This is a genomic window from Natronococcus roseus (assembly GCF_043677095.1).
Taxonomy (GTDB): Archaea; Halobacteriota; Halobacteria; order Halobacteriales; family Natrialbaceae; genus Natronococcus; species Natronococcus roseus.
This window is the reverse complement of the sequence record NZ_JBHLJR010000005.1, coordinates 403,082-420,066: the sequence shown is the minus strand read 5'-3', so window position 1 is coordinate 420,066 and position 16,985 is coordinate 403,082. Positions and strand designations below refer to the sequence as shown.

Here is a 16,985-nt window from a genome sequence, read left to right as displayed (position 1 = left end):
TACCGTTCGATCCCGGTTCGGGTCGGTCCGTATGACGGACCGTTGTCGTTCGGTACCGGTGATCGCTGTCCCCGGCCGAGCGATCACCGGGAAACCGCTCCACCGATCCGTATCAGCTCGTTCGGAGGAACTGGTCCTCGTACGCCGGCTCGTCCGCCCGGAGGTGACACAGTGCGAGCGACCGCGGCGGCAGGGATGCGAACCGCTCCGCGACCGTCGAGAGTGCGGCGTCCAAGCCGATCTCGTCCTCCCGAACCGCGAGCGTCACGAGCAGGTCTGCGGAATCGGCGCGCGTTTCGAGGGTCGATTCCAGCTGGTCCCACGAACCGACCGACCGGAACTCGGCGCGGACGTCGATCTCGACGAGATCGAAGAGCGTCCGGTAGTGATCGACGTTCCGTTCGAAGACGTACACCGTGACCGGAAGCTCGAGCCGCGCCGACAGCTGCTTGAGGTTGTAGACGGCCTCGTAGAACCCCCCGTGGTGGTCGACGTGTTGGGGGATCACCAGCCGGAGACGGGCGAGCTCCGACGGCTGGCGAGCGAGTCGGAACAGGTAGATCGGCATCGATGTTCGGGCAACGAGCTCGGTGGCCGTCTCACCGTCCGTCGCTTCGTTAGCCCTGAGGTCCCACTCGGGTACCAGCAGATCGGTGTTTAGCTCCGGTGGGGCTCGCACGATCTCGGCGGTGAGGTCGCCGTTCTCGACCGATTCGGTCCTGACCGCAGTGTGCGCCGCGATCCCGGACTCGGCGATTCGATCGGTAATCGACGGTCGGTCGCGTTCGCGTTCGTCGCCGCCCCCCTCGCTACCGGTCAACAGGAGGGTAAGCGGCTTGTTCCCGTATCGGTGTTTGAGCGCGCACGCGACGGTCACAAGCCAAAGCACGTGGTCGTCGTCGCCGTCTACCGGAAGCAGTATCCTCGGGTCGATCGTCCTGTCCTCGCTCGTCTCGGCTCGTTCGAGGAACGGAAGGCCACTCGAGCTGCCGTCGGCGTCGCCGTCGGACGACGATTCGGCTGTCGACTCGCGACTGCGGCCGCGGCCGCGCCGCCGGGACAGCACCCAGTAGCCGATGACTGTGGCGAGAACGACGCCGGTCACAACGGCGACGACGACAGACGGTGTTGTCTCTATCATCGGTTTCGTTCCGAAAGGGGCGCGATCGACCGCCTTCGAACTCACATTACTCGAGGGTGGTCCTCGCGCAGATTGACATCCTCCTCCGCCTGAAGACGGAGGAATCCCGAGGTTGGGATATTAGGGTTTGCAGTCCACCACCTCTGCCCGAGGTTGGAATCCTCGGGAGAGGTCATAGAGGTGGACTGCTGGCTGTGCCAACCAACCGGTACTCCTATCTCCACCCAAATCGGGTGCAGACTCGGAGTTACTTTCGTTGATGTCGAGACGGATGTTCTCCGCCCCGTTCACGTCCGCGTTGAACGCTGCATCACAGTCCTCACACACGTACAACCCGCGTTCAACACGCTGACTGTCGTTTTCTCTACCGCAGGCGCAACACGTCTTGCTCGTGTCGCGTTCGGACACTTCCACGACCTCGATTCCCTCGACCTTCGCCTTGTATTCGAGAATCGAGGTAAATCGGTCAAACGCCCACCCGTGCAGGTCGAGGTTGCCATGTTTGCCCCAGTTCTTCGACTCGCTGTTCTCGTCCTCGCGGACGCCTTCCAAATCCCCGACGTTAATCTGGCCAACAGCCTTCTCGACACACCGCTGGACGATGTGTTTCGCTAAGGAGTGGAAAAAGTGAGTGCGACGTTCCGACCACTTCGCGTGGAAACGTGTGGCTCGTTCACCACCGCTGTCGTCGCACTTGGCGATTTCCTTCGGGAAGTAGTAGCCGTCCTGTTTCAAGCGGTTGCCGGGGTACAGGTCGGCGTCCTCGGTGCTGTACGCGACGGCGGCGAAGTTGCTGATGCCGAGGTCGATACCCGCTGTCTCGTCGCCGGGAGCGTTGGGAGTCTCGATCTCGTCCTTGCAGACGAGGTGTAACTCCCATCTCCCCTTTGCTTGGTCGTAGACGGCGCGGACTTGTTGCAGGTTTTCAACCTCGACGTCGGGGCGCGTCTCGTACTCGACAAGAATGTACTCCCACGCTTTCGGATGTTCCTTGTGATTCGCCCCTTTTGAAAGGCGAACACGATTGTTTTTGGTGTCGTGGCGGATGCCGTTTTGTTTCCACGTCACCGTGCTTCGTGGGTGTTCTTCGTGGACGCGGCGGCCCTCGTCGTTGTAGTAGTTTTCTTTGCGGTAGCCGGGCGGATTGTCCCTGTCATCGTCACTGGCGTACCACGAGTTGAAAGCTTCAGCGAGTTCCTCCAGAACCCGCTGACTGGACTGTGAGTGCAGTCCCTTGTACTTTGGATGGGTCTTCAACTCGTCTTTTAGCTCCTCGTGGTCGGGAATCTCGCCTGTCTCCTCCCAGACTTCTCGGGAGTGATAGTTGGCGACGTTCCAGAGCTTGCTGGCACTCCACCCGTGACGGTCGAGCGACTCCTCAACCTGTGAGTGGTTGCGGATTTTCGCTCGATAGGTGCGGTGGACTTCCAGCATTCTGAACGTCTGTATAATCGCTTATAGTCGCTTCTCTTGAAAAATTTCGGATTGGGAAGGGTGGAATATCCAGCGGTGCTATCGACGGTGGACTGTGGAATGGGTTGTCGGATTCATCCCGCGCCTAAAGGCACGGGTATTCTCCTTGCTTTTTATAAGCGTACCCACTCACGCCTCGAGAAGCCGCTGAAACCGTCGCTGGTGGGCACAGATCGCGAGAACGCCGAACCCGAGCAGGCCGAGCTGGAGGGGCTCGATTCGAACGACCACCGTCGCGACGCCGAGCGGAAGCGGCGGCGAGTCGATCACCCAGTCGGGAACCTGGGCAGACCAGAACAGAAGTCCCGCACCGAGCGCGAGCAGGAGTCCCGCACCGAGCGCGGCCAGTCGATCGGGATCGGCCGACCGGGACCGACACGCTGCCTGCTCGAGGGCGAGCTGAGCCGCGAGAACGGCTCCCAGGAATCCCGTCGCGACGATCGGTCCTGCCGGCGAACCGACGGTTTCGGCGAGCAACAACCAGCAGATCCAGCCGGCGGTCGCCACGAGCGAGAGTCCGAGCCACCGCGGTCCGCGGCGGAGCCGCCGGCTGCCGACGACGGCGGCGACGACCCGTGCCCGCAGGAGCGCTCCGCCGACCAGCACGACGACTCCGATCAGCGCCGTCGTCACGGTCCGCGAACCGACCGCGAGGACGAACCAGACGCCGACCGAGACGGCCTCGACTGCCCCGGCCGAGAGGGCGGCGGTCGCACCGAGGACGTGCTGGCGTCTCGTTCGTCCGAGGACGTCCGGCTGTCGGAGCACGCTCATACACTACCGTTCGACGGCATCCGTTTCGTTATGCGATCGTTATTTTCGGTTTCGGGGGACTGTTACTGCCCCCGTTTACTGGGCCGAACGTGTTCGGCAATCTTCTCGAATAGCCGGCGAATTCTACTCCTTGTGGTCCGTTACTCCCCTGCACGATAGGTCGATTCGTTGGATAAACCTATGTATCGTGATGTAGTTGGCCGGTGTATGGAAGAGACCGAATCTGATAGGACGATGTCGGAACTCGTCGTCAAGGAACTGGTCGAGCAGGGACTCGACTCCTCGATGCGAGACTCCATTCTCGAGGCCGTCGAGGAGTCCGAGGGCGACACCGGCGGCTCGCGCAACCTGCCGATCGCGGGTGCGCTGGTCGGCGTCGGCGCCGCGCTCGGCTACCTCGCGGGCCGAGAGTCGACCGACCTCGAGGACGTCTCCCTCGAGGACGTCGAGGAGCCCGAGATCATCGACGACGTGACGGGCGGCGACGAGGACGAGGACGCCGAGAGCGAGTCCGAGGAAGCCGAGGCCGAAGCAGCCGAGGCGGAAACCGAGACCGAAGCCGACGTCGAGGACGGCGGCTCGTCGGGTATACTCGGTCGACTGCTGCTGGCCGTCGGCCTGCTCGTCGGTCTCGCCGTTCTGCGCCGGCGCTTCGGCGGCGACGCCGACGAGGAGTGGGAGCCGATCGAGGAGTTCGAGCCGGCGACCGAGATCGACGCCGACGAGGACGACGAGTTCGAGGGTGTCGACGAGGACGAGGAGCTCGAGGCCGAGACCGACGACTCCGAAGAGTAGATCCCACACCGCTTTCTTCACCGTTTTCGCTCCCGATAGCGACGCCGTCCGACGAAGGAGCTAAGGGGGCGACGCCGACACACTCCAGTCGATGGAGACGACTCACCGCGTCGTCGTCGGCGACGCTCGCGAGCTCTCGCAGGTAGACGACGACTCCGTCGAACTCGTCGTCACGTCCCCGCCGTACCCGATGATCGAGATGTGGGACGAGCTGTTCGCCGACCTCGACCCGTCGATCGGAGACGCCCTCGAGGACGGCGACGGCCGAGCCGCCTTCGACGCGATGCACGCCCAGCTCGAGCCCGTCTGGGACGAACTCGAACGCGTCCTCGTCGACGGCGGCATCGCCTGTATCAACGTCGGGGACGCGACCCGAACGGTCGACGGCAGCTTTCGAGTGTACCCCAACCACGCCCGCGTGCTCGAGGCGTTCGAGTCCCGCGGGTTCGATCCGCTGCCGGACGTGCTCTGGCGCAAGCCGGCAAACAGCGCGGCCAAGTTCATGGGCAGCGGGATGATCCCGCCCAACGCCTACGTCACCCTCGAGCACGAGTACGTGCTGATCTTTCGCAACGGCGGCGACAGCCGTTCGTTCGAACCCGGCGCCGACCGCCGGTACGAGGCAGCCTACTTCTGGGAGGAGCGAAACCGCTGGTTCACCGACGTCTGGACCGACGTCCGCGGCGAGCTCCAGGCTCTCGAGGACGACCACGAGGAGCTCCGGGCGCGGTCGGCGTCTTACCCCCTCGAGATCCCCTACCGGCTGATCTGTATGTACTCGGCGTACGGCGACACCGTCCTCGACCCGTTCTGGGGAACGGGAACGACCTCGCTGGCGGCGCTCTGTGCCGGCCGAAGCTCGATCGGCTACGAACTCGAGGAGGCCTTCCGCGAGGTCTTCGCAGACCGAGTCGAAAGCGCGTCAGCGCTCTCACGGACGATCGGGCGACGACGCCTCGAGCGCCACCGCGAGTTCGTCGAGGGGCGTCGAGCCGAGGGCGAAGAGCCGTCCTACGACGCCGTCCACTACGAGACGCCCGTGATGACGAAGATGGAACGCGAGATCCGCTTTCGGGAAGTCAGCGGGATCGACACCCTGGAATCGGACGACGGCTACCGTGCCGTTCACGAACCGCTCGCGCTCGAGTAGTGCCGGCAACCCGGGCGACGCATCCGGGACCACCAGCGTTTTGCATGGGGACCACACCCATACGATCGATGGATACCGACGTCGATCCGGACCGATTCGACTCGAGACGCTCGACGGCCTACGCCAACCGCGGGATGGTCGCGACCAGCCAGCCCCTCGCCGCGGAGGCGGGCCTGTCGATCCTCCGAGAGGGCGGCAACGCCTTCGACGCCGCGGTCGCGACCGCGGCCGCACTCAACGTCGTCGAGCCGACCTCTACGGGACTGGGCGGGGACGTCTTCGCGCTGTATCGCACCGCCGACGGCGAGGTCGGCGCGATGCGTTCCTGTGGCCCCGCCCCCGCCGAGGCGACGATCGAGAACGTCCGAGGTGCCCTCGAGGATGCCGACGATATCTCGGAGTACTACCCCGAATCCCGTGGGTACGCCGTCGATGGCGATTCCGATGGAGCGGACCTCGAGATGCCGTTTCTCGGTCCCCACGCCGTGACCGTTCCCGGGACGGCCCGCGGGTGGGAGGCCACCGTCGAGGAGCTGGGGACGCTCTCGCTCGCGGAGGCGCTCGAGCCCGCGATTCACTACGCGACGGAGGGGTATCCCGTCTCACCGATCATCGCGGGCCACTGGGCGGGCGCCGAGGAGCTCTTCACCGACGAGCACGCCCGCGAGGCGTACCTCTTCGACGACGAGGCGCCCGACGTCGGCCAGACGGTCACGCTGCCGCGACTGGGCGACTCCCTGAAACAAATCGCCGAGGAGGGCGCCGACGCCTTCTACGAGGGTGAGATCGCCGACGAGATCGTCGAGGAGATCCAGTCCGCTGGCGGCTTCATGACCCACGAGGACCTCGAGGAGTTCTCGCCGGAGTTCGTCGAGCCCGTCAGCACGACCTACAACGGAGTTGAGGTGTACGAACTCCCGCCGAACAACCAGGGACTGGTCGCCCTCGAGGCGCTGAACATCGCCGAGGAGATCGGCGCGGGCGAATACGACTACGACTCGCCCGAGCGCGTCCACGCCTTCGCCGAGGCGATGAAGCTCGCGTTCGTCGACGGCCACCACTACATCACGGATCCCGAGTTCGAGGAGGCCCCGCCGTTGGCCTCGAAGGAGTACGCCCGCGAGCGCGCCGCGGCGATCGGCGACTCGCCGATCCAGGATCCTGAAGTCGGCGTGCCGACGAAGGCGGCCGAGGACGCCGACACCGTCCTGCTCACGGTCGGCGACGAAGAGGGGAACCTCGTCTCGTACATCAACTCCCGCTTCGCCGGGTTCGGCAGCGGCCTGGTCGCGGGCGACACCGGGATCGCGCTCCAGAACCGCGGGGCCTCGTTCTCGCTGGATCCCGACCATCCCAACAGCCTCGAACCCGGCAAGCGTCCCTTCCACACGCTGGTCCCCGCCGTCGCGAAGCTCGACGAGGACGACTGGCTCGCCTTCGGCGTCATGGGCGGCTACATGCAGCCCCAGGGCCACGTCCAGGTACTCTCGAATCTCGTCGACTACGGGATGGATCTCCAGGAGGCCCTCGATCGCCCGCGCTGGCGCTACCGCGAGGACGGCAGTCTGGGGATCGAGGAACGGCTGTCCGGCGCCGCGAAGCTCGCCCGCAAGGGCCACGACGTCGGCGTCCTCCCGCCCGTAATGTTCGGCGGCGCACAGGCCGTTCGGCGACGTGGTGAGACGCTCTCGGGCGCGACCGAGCCGCGCAAGGACGGAACGCCGATCGGCTACTGAGTCGTCTCCGCCCGTTTCGTGGACGAACCCACCGCCCCCTCCCGGTTGAACCGTCGCGACGTTTTTATCCGCGCCGACCCCAGCGAGGGTATGGATGCCGGACTCGAGGTCGACGGGGCGAGACCGGTCCGCGTGCTTGTCGTCGGCACCGAACCCTGGGCCGAGACGGCGACGACCACTCTCGAGGATCGGGACGGGTTTCGGACGATCACGGGGGGTGGATCTGCGACCGTACTCGAGCGACCCGACACCGTCGACTGCGTCCTGACGAACGATCGAACCGCCGTTCGGGAGATCGACGGCAGACACCCCATCGTCTACGTCGCCGACGACGTCCTCGAGGCCGACGTCGAGGGGGTACTCGCCGACGGTGCGACCGACGTCATTGATTCACGAACGAGCGAGCGGTCGGCGCTGCTCGAGCGCCGGCTCCGACTGGTGGCGCCGGACTCGCCGGACCGGGTACCAACCGACCAGGGAAAGGCGTGGCACCGATCGCTGCTCGAGTGTTCGTCGGACCTGTTGCTCGTCTTCGACCCGTCGGGACGACTCACCTACACCGGCCCCGGAATCGAGCGCGTCACCGGCCTCGAGCCGTCCGAGTTCGGGAGCGCCCGGCTGTTCGAGGGGATTCATCCCGAGGATAGGGCAGCCGTCGACGATTCCCTCGACACTGTCCGGACCGATCCGCCGGGCGAAACGCGAACCGTCACCTATCGCTATCGCGGCGAGGACGGCTGGCGCGTTCACGAGGCAGTTCTGACGAACCGCCTCGAGGATCCCGCCGTCGGCGGCGTGGTCGCGTCGATACGGGACGTCACCCGTTCCCGCCCCCTCGAACGGGAGCTCTCCGAGTCGTTCGAACGGGTCAGCGACGCCTTCTACGCGCTCGATACGGACTGGCGGTTCACCTACGTCAACGGTCGGGCCGAGGAGCTACTGGGCCGGCCGCGATCGGAGCTGCTCGGCGCCGACGTTCGGGAGCTGTTCCCCCACGGGTTCCGCTCGGAGCTGTTCGATCGGTTCGCCGACGCGATGGAGCACCAGGAACGAGTCTCGTGGGAACGGTACTCCGAGTCGCTTGGGGTCTGGATGGAGATCCACGCTTACCCCTCTGAAACCGGCCTCTCGGTGTACTTCAGGGATATCACCGATCGGATCGAGCGCGAGCAGGAACTGGCCGAGCGGACCGAACGGCTGCGGATGGTCGTCGAGAACGCGCCGGTCATTCATTACGTCATCGACGCCGAGGGGACGATCACGCTCTCGGAAGGGCGGGGGCTCGAGAACATCGGCTTCGAGGCGACCGACGCCGTCGGCGACTCGTTCTTCGAGCTCTTCGAGGAGTATCCTGCGATCCGAGCCGACGCCCGCGCGGCTCTCGAGGGCGAGTCCGTCCACGGCCAGCGTCGGATCCTCGATCGGGTCTTCGATTCGTGGTACCGGCCGATCGTCGAGGACGGCGAGGTCACACGGGTGATCGGCGTTGCGATCGACGTGACAGAACGCGTGCAGTACCGGGAGGCGTTAAGCACCCTTCACGAGGCGACCAGCCACTTACTGACCGTCGATTCGAAGGACGACGCCTGCGAGTACATCGTCGCCGTCGCCGACGACGTCCTCGATCTCGACAGCATCGTCTTCCGGTTCGACGAACAGCGCAACGAGCTCGAGCCGGCCGCGTACTCGAGCGATCTCGAGCGAGCGATCGGGACGCCACCGCGTTTCGGGCCCGGCGAGGGGATCACGTGGGAGACGTTCGCCACCGGCACGCCGTCGGTCTTCGAGGACGTTCGAGAGTCGGAACGGGTCTACGACGAGTCGACGAACGTCAGGAGCGGCCTCTACATTCCCCTCGGCGAGCACGGCGTCTTCGCCGCGGTGTCGACCGCAGCCGACCAGTACGACGAGGACACCGTCGAGCTGGTGAAGCTGTTCGCGACGACGGCGAAGGCGGCGCTCGACCGGATCGGCCGCACCCGCCGGCTCCACGAGAACGAACGGGAGCTGAAGCAACAGAACCGGTACCTCGAGCGGGTAAACGAGTCGAAGCAGATCCGCCAGGATATCGAGGAACACCTGCTGCGGGCCGATTCCCGCGAGGCCATCGAGCGCGGGATCTGTACCACACTCGCCGAGACCGAGCACTGCTCGTTCGCCTGGATCGGCGAGCCCGATCCGAGCGGCAGCCGGATCAGACCGCGGAGTCATGCCGGGCTCGACCGGGGCTATCTCGAGGCGGTCACGGCGACCGCCGTCGACGACTCCGCCGCGGAGCCGGCCGGCCGAGCCGTCCGAACCCGCCGTCCGGTCGCCGTCGACAACGTCGCCGACAGCGTGGGGGACGGGACGTGGCGAACCGACGCGCTCTCGAGGAGCTTTCAGTCGGTGATCTCGGTCCCGCTCGTCTACGACGGGCACCTATACGGCGTCCTCTCGGCGTACGGCGACGACCCGAACGCCCTCGACGACCCGTTCGGGTCGATGCTCGCGGATCTCGGCGACAGCATCGCGTACACGATCGACGCCATCAAGCGAAAGAACGCGCTGCTCGAGGAGCGCGTCACGGAGGTCGAACTCGAGATCGGGGCCGAGTCGCCGCTGTGTCGGTTCGCGGACCGACTCGACCGCCGCGTCGCGTTCGAGGGAGCGACGCTACAGGATGACGGCAGCGCGCTCGCGTTCGTCTCCCTCGAGCCCCCCATCGACGGCGCGGATATCGACGCGTCCGTTGACGGGATCGACGACCCGGCCGTGCTCACCGACTCGGATCAACAGACGCTCGTTCAGCTCCGGATAACGGGGCCGTTTCTCGGCAGGATCGTCGCCGACCACGGCGCCACGCTGCGGGAACTCGTCAGCGACGACTCGGGTCACCGGGCGGTCGTCGACCTCCCGGCCGGGCTCGAGCTTCGGACGGTGCTGTCCGATATCACCCGTCGCGGCCTCTCGGCATCGATGGTCGCTCGCCGTGATCGGCCGTCCGGGGACGGTGCCTCGCTCGGGGGACCGGCTCGGAAGGCGTTGCTCGACCAGCTCACGGCTCGACAGCAGGAGGTCGTTCGAACGGCGTACCACAGCGGATTCTTCGAGTGGCCCCGGCGGACGACGGGCGAGGCCGTCGCGGACTCGCTTTCGATCTCTCCGCCGGCGTTTCACAAACACGTCCGCTCCGCCGAACGGAAGCTCTTCGCGACGCTGTTCGAGGGCGTGACGATCGACGGTTAATCAGTTAACCCCGACGGTCGGCCGTCGTTACACGGTTAACGAGCAGACTCTTTGCTCTCAGTCGAGAAGAGTCGACGACGACTCATAGTGGGGTACCATGACTGAAACGACACCGCAACCGCTCTCCGAATCGACAAACGACTGCTACGTCGTCCAGTACGACCGACTCGACACCAGCCCGCTCAGCGTCACGATCGCCGAGGCGGTCGCGACCTACCGCGGGACCGACGCGACGGAGCTCGAGCCGCTGCACTACGCCGTCAACGCCGACGCACTCGAGCAACTGTTCGAGCCGCGAGCCGACGGCCTCCGGACCGGCGGTTCGGTAACCTTCGAGTACAGCGACTGTTTGGTCACCGTTACGGCCGACGGAGAGATCCGAATTACGACCGCGTAAGCTCACAGTTCCCGACACTTCAGATGCGAGTGGTACGGCGTACTATGGTGTATAAACACATTATATTGTAATTATTCGTCCCCCGGAAGAGCTATACCTGCTCGATCGGAAGGGCCGATACCATGTCAGACCACACCACCCAGACCATGAAAGACGTCAGTCACACGCCGCCCGCCGGCGAGTCCGTGACGAACGTCTGGAACCGCGGCCGAGACGACGACGAGTAATCGGTCCCTTCTCGCGGTCGCTCCCAGTTCACTCGAGTCGCGACTTCTCGAATCGTTTCCTCGAGCGGAGCTACCCAATAGTACTCGACTTGGACGTAAACAGGAGGGTCGGAACGAGCGTCACCTTACACGCCGTGCAGCCCCGACCAGGTGGACGGTTCCGCCGGCCCGATATCTGTTTTGTGGTTTGCGGTCGCTCGAGATCGCTCGGAACGGTATCGACCGTCGGCTCGAGGCCGTCAGCGCGCTCGAGTTCGTCCGGATTCCCTTCGTGCCTAACCGCTTTGCCACTGTTTGCAGCCATTGTTCCCTCCGCAGACGACACCGACAACCTCGGCGGTTGTCTCGAGGATAGACCCGTCTTACGCTTTCGATCCTAAGAAAGCGCGAGCTACTGCTGTAGAACAGGTCCTTCGGGAAAACAGCGAGCCGAATTGAATCGGCTGCATCCTTCCTTGTCACACGCTCCCTGCAGAAAATAATGTGGAGGGTTCCGGCATAAGCTTTGTCACTCGATCATACCGGCCTCCCGGTCTCGAGGAACACTGCACGAAACCTCGTAGAGCGGTACCGCTTCTGAAGCGGAGCGGTAGCTCTACCGAAATATGTAGTAGCTGATACGACGGCCTGTTCCTCGTTCAACACATGCAGATATGCCATCAGATAGTGCCGTGAGGTTGTTTTTCGTAGTATATCGGAGGTGTCGAAGCATCGGTCACCACAGAAGGAGCAAGCCGGCGAGAAGGAGTGCCAGCTTCAGCGACGCGAACGCCGCCTCGTACCCCTCGAGCAGCGACTGGACGCGCGCCGAGTCGTGTTCGACCGCCGTCAGTATCGAAAACTGGATCAAACACGCCGCTGCGAGCCAGTTCGTGGCCGCGACCGAGAGGCCGTACGCGAGTGCCAGCATCGCCACGAACAGGCTGAGAACGCGACCGAGTTCCATACGGTACCTCAGGGTACACCCGGTCTTGGTGGTTCTGATCGGTACACTACCCGTAGTGGACAGCCCGATTCGTCGGTCGTTCACCGAAAGTAGACACCGCATCTCTTGATAGCAAGGCAGCTGCCCTCGCGTCATGATCTCATCGTGTTAACCCTTGCCGCGTCCGTCGCTCGTGGATTCCGGGAACTCATCAACACCGTCGCGCTCGAGCTCGAGGGAACTCTAATCGAGGCGGTAGTCGTCGGTCACATCGAGGCGCGACAGTCAGTTCTGACACCGCTGGGGCCAGAAATCAGAACGTCCGATGCTCGAGGAGAGTTGTTGTGAATCGCCGGAGCGACTGCTCGGTTTCGGCTTCCCGAGACAGGGGTCGGGCGGCAAGAAGGATGGTCGAAGACTCGAGTATCGACGATTATACCGTTCGGATTTGTACGATGAATTAAAGACGTTGCTTGTAATTCCGAATGGTAGCTGCGATAAGAGGGTGTACAGGAGATTAAGTACTGTGACAAATTCTAAATTACCAAAAGGGCTATGCGAACTGGTTTTCCAGTGAAATAGCTGCAGTCTCTACTTCGAATATTTTCGAGCCAGTGAAGACAGATAATGGTAATTCCCGCCCCTCTGCTGCATACTTTTCTTGCCAGAGTTCGGCCAATGCTTTCAAATCCGCTGCCCTCACCAACCGGATATCAGTTCCAACTTGCATTTCTAATTGTAATGCGTTCGATGGTGCTTTGTCCGTAAACTCAGGGGCAATAATGAGGAACCACTCTACATTGTGCTGCTGACTTTTCGTGTCAATATAGTTCTTAATCTTACTCCGCGTATCGCTTCCTAAAGCAAACTTTTGGCGGCGACGTTTATTATCCCAGAGAAGCCACTGGTTGTCCTGTTCGATCTCACCATCTGCAACCACGCCAGTCGCCTGTTGTCCAAGTTGATTTGTCTCCTCAAGATTGAATACTTCTCGGAAGATCTCCCCAGTTGCATCCTCAAAGAGTATATCTAGCTTTTCTGAAAGGTCATCAGCATCGATGAGATCCTGAAGCTGCGGAGGAACCTCAGTAACGGCACCATCTGCAATATCTTCATACGAATTTAAATACAAATCAATCTTCTCGTCCTCACCCTCAACCGAATTTTGAGACAACTCAAAGTACTCAATAATTGCAGAAACCATTTCGTCTGTCTTCAGCTTATGTGCATCGAGGCCATACTGATCGACGATATCTTTGAGATCATCCTTCGGAACTACTTCCCTCAATAACTCACTCGGATAGATATTCGCCTGAATAATATTCTCCCGACGGTTCTCATTTTTGCCGTAGTTTTTCCCTCTGATATCGAATTCCTCGCGAGCCTCAATCAGAATCGACTGACGGTCGAAGACATCGAGAGTCCTGAGCATCTGGCGGTAGTTCTCGTCGGACATTTCGTAGTACAACCAGTCTCGGATTTCGTCAGCATAATCTTCAGGGATTCCGACGAGTTCATCGTAATTAGGATCCCCAACCTCATAGATGAGTGCTTGCTCCTGGAGTGACCAAACTCCTTTCTCAATAGTATCATGGGCGTGTTCAGGACTGTCAGATCGTGTTACTTTTGGAAACCGGTCAAGTGCAGACAGTCGCTGGAAGAAATCAAGCCAAGTGTAGTACTCATGCTTGACATCTGTTGCGTTGTTATGAACTTCGAAATAACTGAACACCATATGGAGTTCAGAATCGTCGATTTGGTTCTCATAATCGACAGCAGCTTGCGCAAGGTGAAGGAGATCATCAGCTTCGGAAAATGAGTCCTCGTCATAGGACTGAATGAGGTCCCGTTGCCAATTTTGAACAGCGTCTATCAACTCTGCCTTTTCCATGTTGTACTCAGGCTGCTGGATGAGTTGTCTGAGAATACCATACCGGATAACGAGGGCTTGGTATGGCGAATTATTGATTTCGCTGAGTCTCGGGGGAGTGAAGTTGTTGAGTTCTTGTCTGAGGCGCTCTTCAGCGGCGAGCGCTGGAACATATTCTTTTAGATACAACTCTCTATCAGAAAACCCATTGTGCTTGAACTCTTCTGGATTAAAGTTATCAGTTTTAGATTTAGTATTATCGTTAATAAACCGTTTCCGTTCATAGCTATTCCAACTCCGATCAATTAGCTCGTATAGCTTCATCTGTTTTGATTGGTTATTGTTGGGTATACTTCAATATAGGTGCACAACTAGCTATCAATGCACCCCTATGATGTATGAATTTTACACTCTGTAGTCTATTATAAAGTGTTGCCTTTTGTTGAGCGTCGTGTTTTGTTACTCGTGTTCTATACTGAACTCGAACTCTACGACCAATACTACATAAAGAAACGGCGCTGCCAGCTACTGCTCCTCAGCCGGCTGGGAACCGGCCAGTAGTCGGTCCGTGTCCAACACTGCGGACAGTCCTGCTCGTGCGGATTTCGTCAATGTTTATCGCCGACTGGCCGTACTCGCAACACTTGACCTCGCTAGTTGATTTCCCTTCCCGGAATCCGTCGTTGGAGACCGTCGTTTCGCTTTTGATGATCGGTACTCGGTTTCGTGGGCAGGTGCATCGCGCATGCCAGAGCCCCTCTGGTTTATGATTAACACTACAGGAATTCGAGGAATAATCGCAAACACCCGTGTCTCGAAATGTTTTATGCGAAAATGTAAAGAATTAGCTAGGTGACTGAGGAGGGTTTCGAACCGCCGGAAGAGCTTCGCTCTTCCGTGCCCTCGATCGTTCGCTCCGCTCACTCTCGAGGACCTACGGGTTCTCTGCCTCCCCGGACACTTTCGGCGTTGCCACTCGTCTTCGACGAGTGTCTTTTTTGAAAAGTGCCCGGGGAGGGCTCCGAACCCTCGATCTCCGCATGTCCCAGGTCCGAGGCTCGGCAGTCCTCTAAAGGGACACGGAGGCTTCCAAGGCGGAACCGCACCGAATCTCTGAACCCTATGAGTGCGGCGCTATGTCCAGCTAAGCCACCCGGGCTCGTTTTTGAGTAGTGCGGTCTGTTTCTTTAACCTTCCCTTTCGCGTCGGCCGTGCAAGCAGAACCCACGCATTTATCACCGAATCTACCCAACGCCGGATATGACCGTTCCCGTCATCGTTCGATCCGATCTCGGCGACGAGGAGGTCCAGACACGGGTCTCGCTCGGCGGTGACGACGAGCTCTTCGTCGCGGACTCGAGCAGTATCGTCTACCGCGCGGAGGGGTTGCTAACCGACGAGTCGACCGAGGAACTCACCTACGACGCAAACCGGCTCACCGTCTCGGAGGGGCGCCGAAAGACGTCACTCGCCCTCGAGTACCCCCTGTCCGGCACTGCCGAGGTCACTGTTCCCGCGAGCAAGACCGACGACGTTCTCCGACCGGTGCTGGCGGGCGTGTTGCGAGCCAACGACGTTATCGACCCCGACGAGTCGCTCATCGAGGTCTACCGGTTCAGCGAACTCACCCTGATCCTGACCGACCGGCGGCTGATCGAACACGTCGGCACGGCAGTCTGGGACGAGGGGTACGAGGCCTACCACTTCCGGGACGTGACGAACCTCTCGTTCGAGGAGGGCGACGTCGCGACCCGTATCGTCCTCGAGGTCGACGGGCGCCCCCAGCGGATCAAGGCGCCCAACGACGCGGCCGACGACCTCCGCGAGCGACTCAAGCGGGCGCTGGTCGCCTACTACGAGCGCACGTCGGAACCCGTCTCCGAGGAACCGGACCCGCTCGAGGAGTCCCAGGAACGTGGCGAAGAGCCGACCGAACCGCCCTCCCGGTCGAGGCGAGCCGTCCGTTCGGAGCCGGCGCGAGCCGACGGCCAGCGGGCCGCCGTCGAGTCGCGACCGCCGATGGCCGGAACCGCCGACGGCGCGACGGCCGACGCCACCCAGAACGTCGCGCGGGCGGCAGTCGCCGACTCCACCGGCTCCGACGGCGACGATGCGGCGAGTCAGGAGGTCCTCGACCGACTCGAGGCTCTCGAGGACGCCATCGAGCGCCAGAGCGAACGGCTCGAGGCCCAACAGCAGACGATCGAGCGACTCATCGACGAACTTCGTCAGGGACGATAGCGGGCTACTCTCGGCCCGTCACCTTCCGAATACAGGAGGAGCCGTACGGACCGAGTTCGCCGCTCTCGAGGTCGATAAAGTAGCCCGTCGAGAGCCCCGATCCGCAGCGCCGACAGGAGAACTCGCCCTCTTTCGTGATCACGTCTTGATCGAACCGCACGTACTGGCGGCTCTTCGGTCGGACGATTCCGTCCTCTCGCTCGATGATCCCGCGAAGTTCGGCCTCGTCGAGGATCGTCCGGGCGACCGTCGGATCCGTGGTGACGGTCTCGATCCGGTCGACGACGTCCGGTAGGGGCAGCGATTCGTGCTCGAGTCGCTCGAGCAGCGCCAGCCCGAGTTCGACGCGGTCGTCGGTCGGATCGACCGCACGCTCGTCGCCGTTCATCGCCGAACACTGGCCTGCCGGAGCGAATAAACGTTGTGTTGAGGCGGGTTTCGGATACTCTCCTTCACCTCGAGCGTACGCAGGAGTCCGGAGGTGCTACCGAAGTGGCTGCGATGGACTATCGAAACGGATCGCTACAGTCGATGACGACGCCGTGTTGGGGACAGACGTACTTGCAGTGGCGCTTGAACATCGGCGCCTCGCAGTGCGGACAGGTGGGGGCGCCCGCGGCTCCGCTCGTCGGCTCCGAACTCCCGGCGTCGTCGCTCATACGGACTCGTTGGCTCGACTCCCTCAAGTAGCTCCCGCTCACTCGGAACAGGCGGCGATCCGGCGCACCCGCTGTGCCATCGCCGGCCTCGTAACGGCGCGGATGAGCGTCGTCGCCGGCCGATACGTGACCTCCCCCTCGCTGGACTTGGTCGCGGTCAGCGGCCACAGTCCGGGCGCGTGGAAGGTGAGCTGACAGCGTCCCGTCTCGTCGGTTCGGACGGCCTTGCGTCGGCTGGAGACGGTGGCGCCCTCGATCGGGTTCTGCAGTCGGTCCCGAACGCGGACCGTCACGGGTTCGCCGAGCAGTACCTCGTCGGTGTCGACCTCGAGGACGAGCGATCGCGTCGTTTGCATGCTGAACGTTCGC

General features: G+C 62.2%; 14 protein-coding genes and 1 tRNA gene. 6 read left to right on the top strand and 9 right to left on the bottom strand.

The genetic code is table 11. The features are described from left to right. Positions 1–112: 112 nt before the first annotated feature. The 3 genes from ACFEMD_RS16105 to ACFEMD_RS16095 all read right to left on the bottom strand — a co-directional run bounded on the left by ACFEMD_RS16105 (position 113) and on the right by ACFEMD_RS16095 (position 3,388). On the bottom strand, positions 113–1,141 hold the full coding sequence (locus ACFEMD_RS16105) for a sodium:proton exchanger (RefSeq protein ID WP_394742221.1): 1,029 nt from the start codon (positions 1,139–1,141) through the stop codon (positions 113–115). A 120-nt stretch (positions 1,142–1,261) separates the two neighbouring features. Then, on the bottom strand, positions 1,262–2,575 hold the full coding sequence (locus ACFEMD_RS16100) for an RNA-guided endonuclease InsQ/TnpB family protein (RefSeq protein WP_394742220.1): 1,314 nt from the start codon (positions 2,573–2,575) through the stop codon (positions 1,262–1,264). A 168-nt stretch (positions 2,576–2,743) separates the two neighbouring features. Next, positions 2,744–3,388: a hypothetical protein gene (locus ACFEMD_RS16095; protein ID WP_394742218.1), complete on the bottom strand. Its 645-nt coding sequence runs from the start codon at positions 3,386–3,388 to the stop codon at positions 2,744–2,746. A 207-nt stretch (positions 3,389–3,595) separates the two neighbouring features. On the opposite strand from ACFEMD_RS16095, the gene ACFEMD_RS16090 reads away from it, so the two are divergent. The 5 genes from ACFEMD_RS16090 (at position 3,596) to ACFEMD_RS16070 (ending at position 10,694) form a co-directional block, all read left to right on the top strand. Further along, the gene (locus tag ACFEMD_RS16090) at positions 3,596–4,183 is read left to right on the top strand and encodes a hypothetical protein (protein WP_394742216.1); all 588 of its coding nucleotides are present in this window, start codon (positions 3,596–3,598) and stop codon (positions 4,181–4,183) included. Between the two features lie 91 nt (positions 4,184–4,274). After that, positions 4,275–5,333, top strand: coding sequence for a DNA-methyltransferase (locus tag ACFEMD_RS16085; RefSeq protein ID WP_394742214.1), 1,059 nt, complete (start codon positions 4,275–4,277; stop codon positions 5,331–5,333). A gap of 68 nt (positions 5,334–5,401) precedes the next feature. Continuing rightward, positions 5,402–7,069: a gamma-glutamyltransferase gene (ggt, locus tag ACFEMD_RS16080; RefSeq protein ID WP_394742212.1), complete on the top strand. Its 1,668-nt coding sequence runs from the start codon at positions 5,402–5,404 to the stop codon at positions 7,067–7,069. Positions 7,070–7,159: 90 nt separating this feature from the next. Further along, on the top strand, positions 7,160–10,297 hold the full coding sequence (locus ACFEMD_RS16075) for a PAS domain S-box protein (RefSeq protein WP_394742211.1): 3,138 nt from the start codon (positions 7,160–7,162) through the stop codon (positions 10,295–10,297). 97 nt (positions 10,298–10,394) lie between these two features. Next, positions 10,395–10,694 (top strand): HalOD1 output domain-containing protein, encoded by a 300-nt coding sequence (locus ACFEMD_RS16070; RefSeq protein ID WP_394742209.1) that lies wholly within the window; start codon positions 10,395–10,397, stop codon positions 10,692–10,694. 942 nt (positions 10,695–11,636) lie between these two features. Here the strand turns inward: ACFEMD_RS16070 and ACFEMD_RS16065 are convergent. The 3 genes from ACFEMD_RS16065 to ACFEMD_RS16055 all read right to left on the bottom strand — a co-directional run bounded on the left by ACFEMD_RS16065 (position 11,637) and on the right by ACFEMD_RS16055 (position 14,875). After that, complete coding sequence (locus tag ACFEMD_RS16065; protein WP_394742207.1) at positions 11,637–11,867, bottom strand: hypothetical protein; 231 nt, start codon at positions 11,865–11,867, stop codon at positions 11,637–11,639. Positions 11,868–12,399: 532 nt separating this feature from the next. Then, positions 12,400–14,040, bottom strand: a complete 1,641-nt coding sequence (locus ACFEMD_RS16060; RefSeq protein ID WP_394742205.1) for a hypothetical protein — start codon at positions 14,038–14,040, stop codon at positions 12,400–12,402. Positions 14,041–14,722: 682 nt separating this feature from the next. After that, positions 14,723–14,875, bottom strand: a tRNA-Met gene (locus tag ACFEMD_RS16055). Positions 14,876–14,976: 101 nt separating this feature from the next. Between ACFEMD_RS16055 and ACFEMD_RS16050 the strand changes: the two genes are divergently transcribed. Further along, positions 14,977–15,957 (top strand): DUF7115 domain-containing protein, encoded by a 981-nt coding sequence (locus ACFEMD_RS16050; RefSeq protein WP_394742203.1) that lies wholly within the window; start codon positions 14,977–14,979, stop codon positions 15,955–15,957. 4 nt (positions 15,958–15,961) lie between these two features. Here the strand turns inward: ACFEMD_RS16050 and ACFEMD_RS16045 are convergent, their stop codons facing one another. From ACFEMD_RS16045 to ACFEMD_RS16035, 3 genes are all read right to left on the bottom strand, one after another. After that, complete coding sequence (locus tag ACFEMD_RS16045) at positions 15,962–16,345, bottom strand: DUF5830 family protein (RefSeq protein WP_394742201.1); 384 nt, start codon at positions 16,343–16,345, stop codon at positions 15,962–15,964. A gap of 118 nt (positions 16,346–16,463) precedes the next feature. Next, entirely contained in the window at positions 16,464–16,616 is a 153-nt protein-coding gene (locus ACFEMD_RS16040) for an HVO_2523 family zinc finger protein (protein WP_394742199.1), read from the bottom strand. 38 nt (positions 16,617–16,654) lie between these two features. Then, on the bottom strand, positions 16,655–16,972 hold the full coding sequence (locus tag ACFEMD_RS16035; protein ID WP_394742197.1) for a peptidase associated/transthyretin-like domain-containing protein: 318 nt from the start codon (positions 16,970–16,972) through the stop codon (positions 16,655–16,657). Positions 16,973–16,985: the final 13 nt, after the last annotated feature.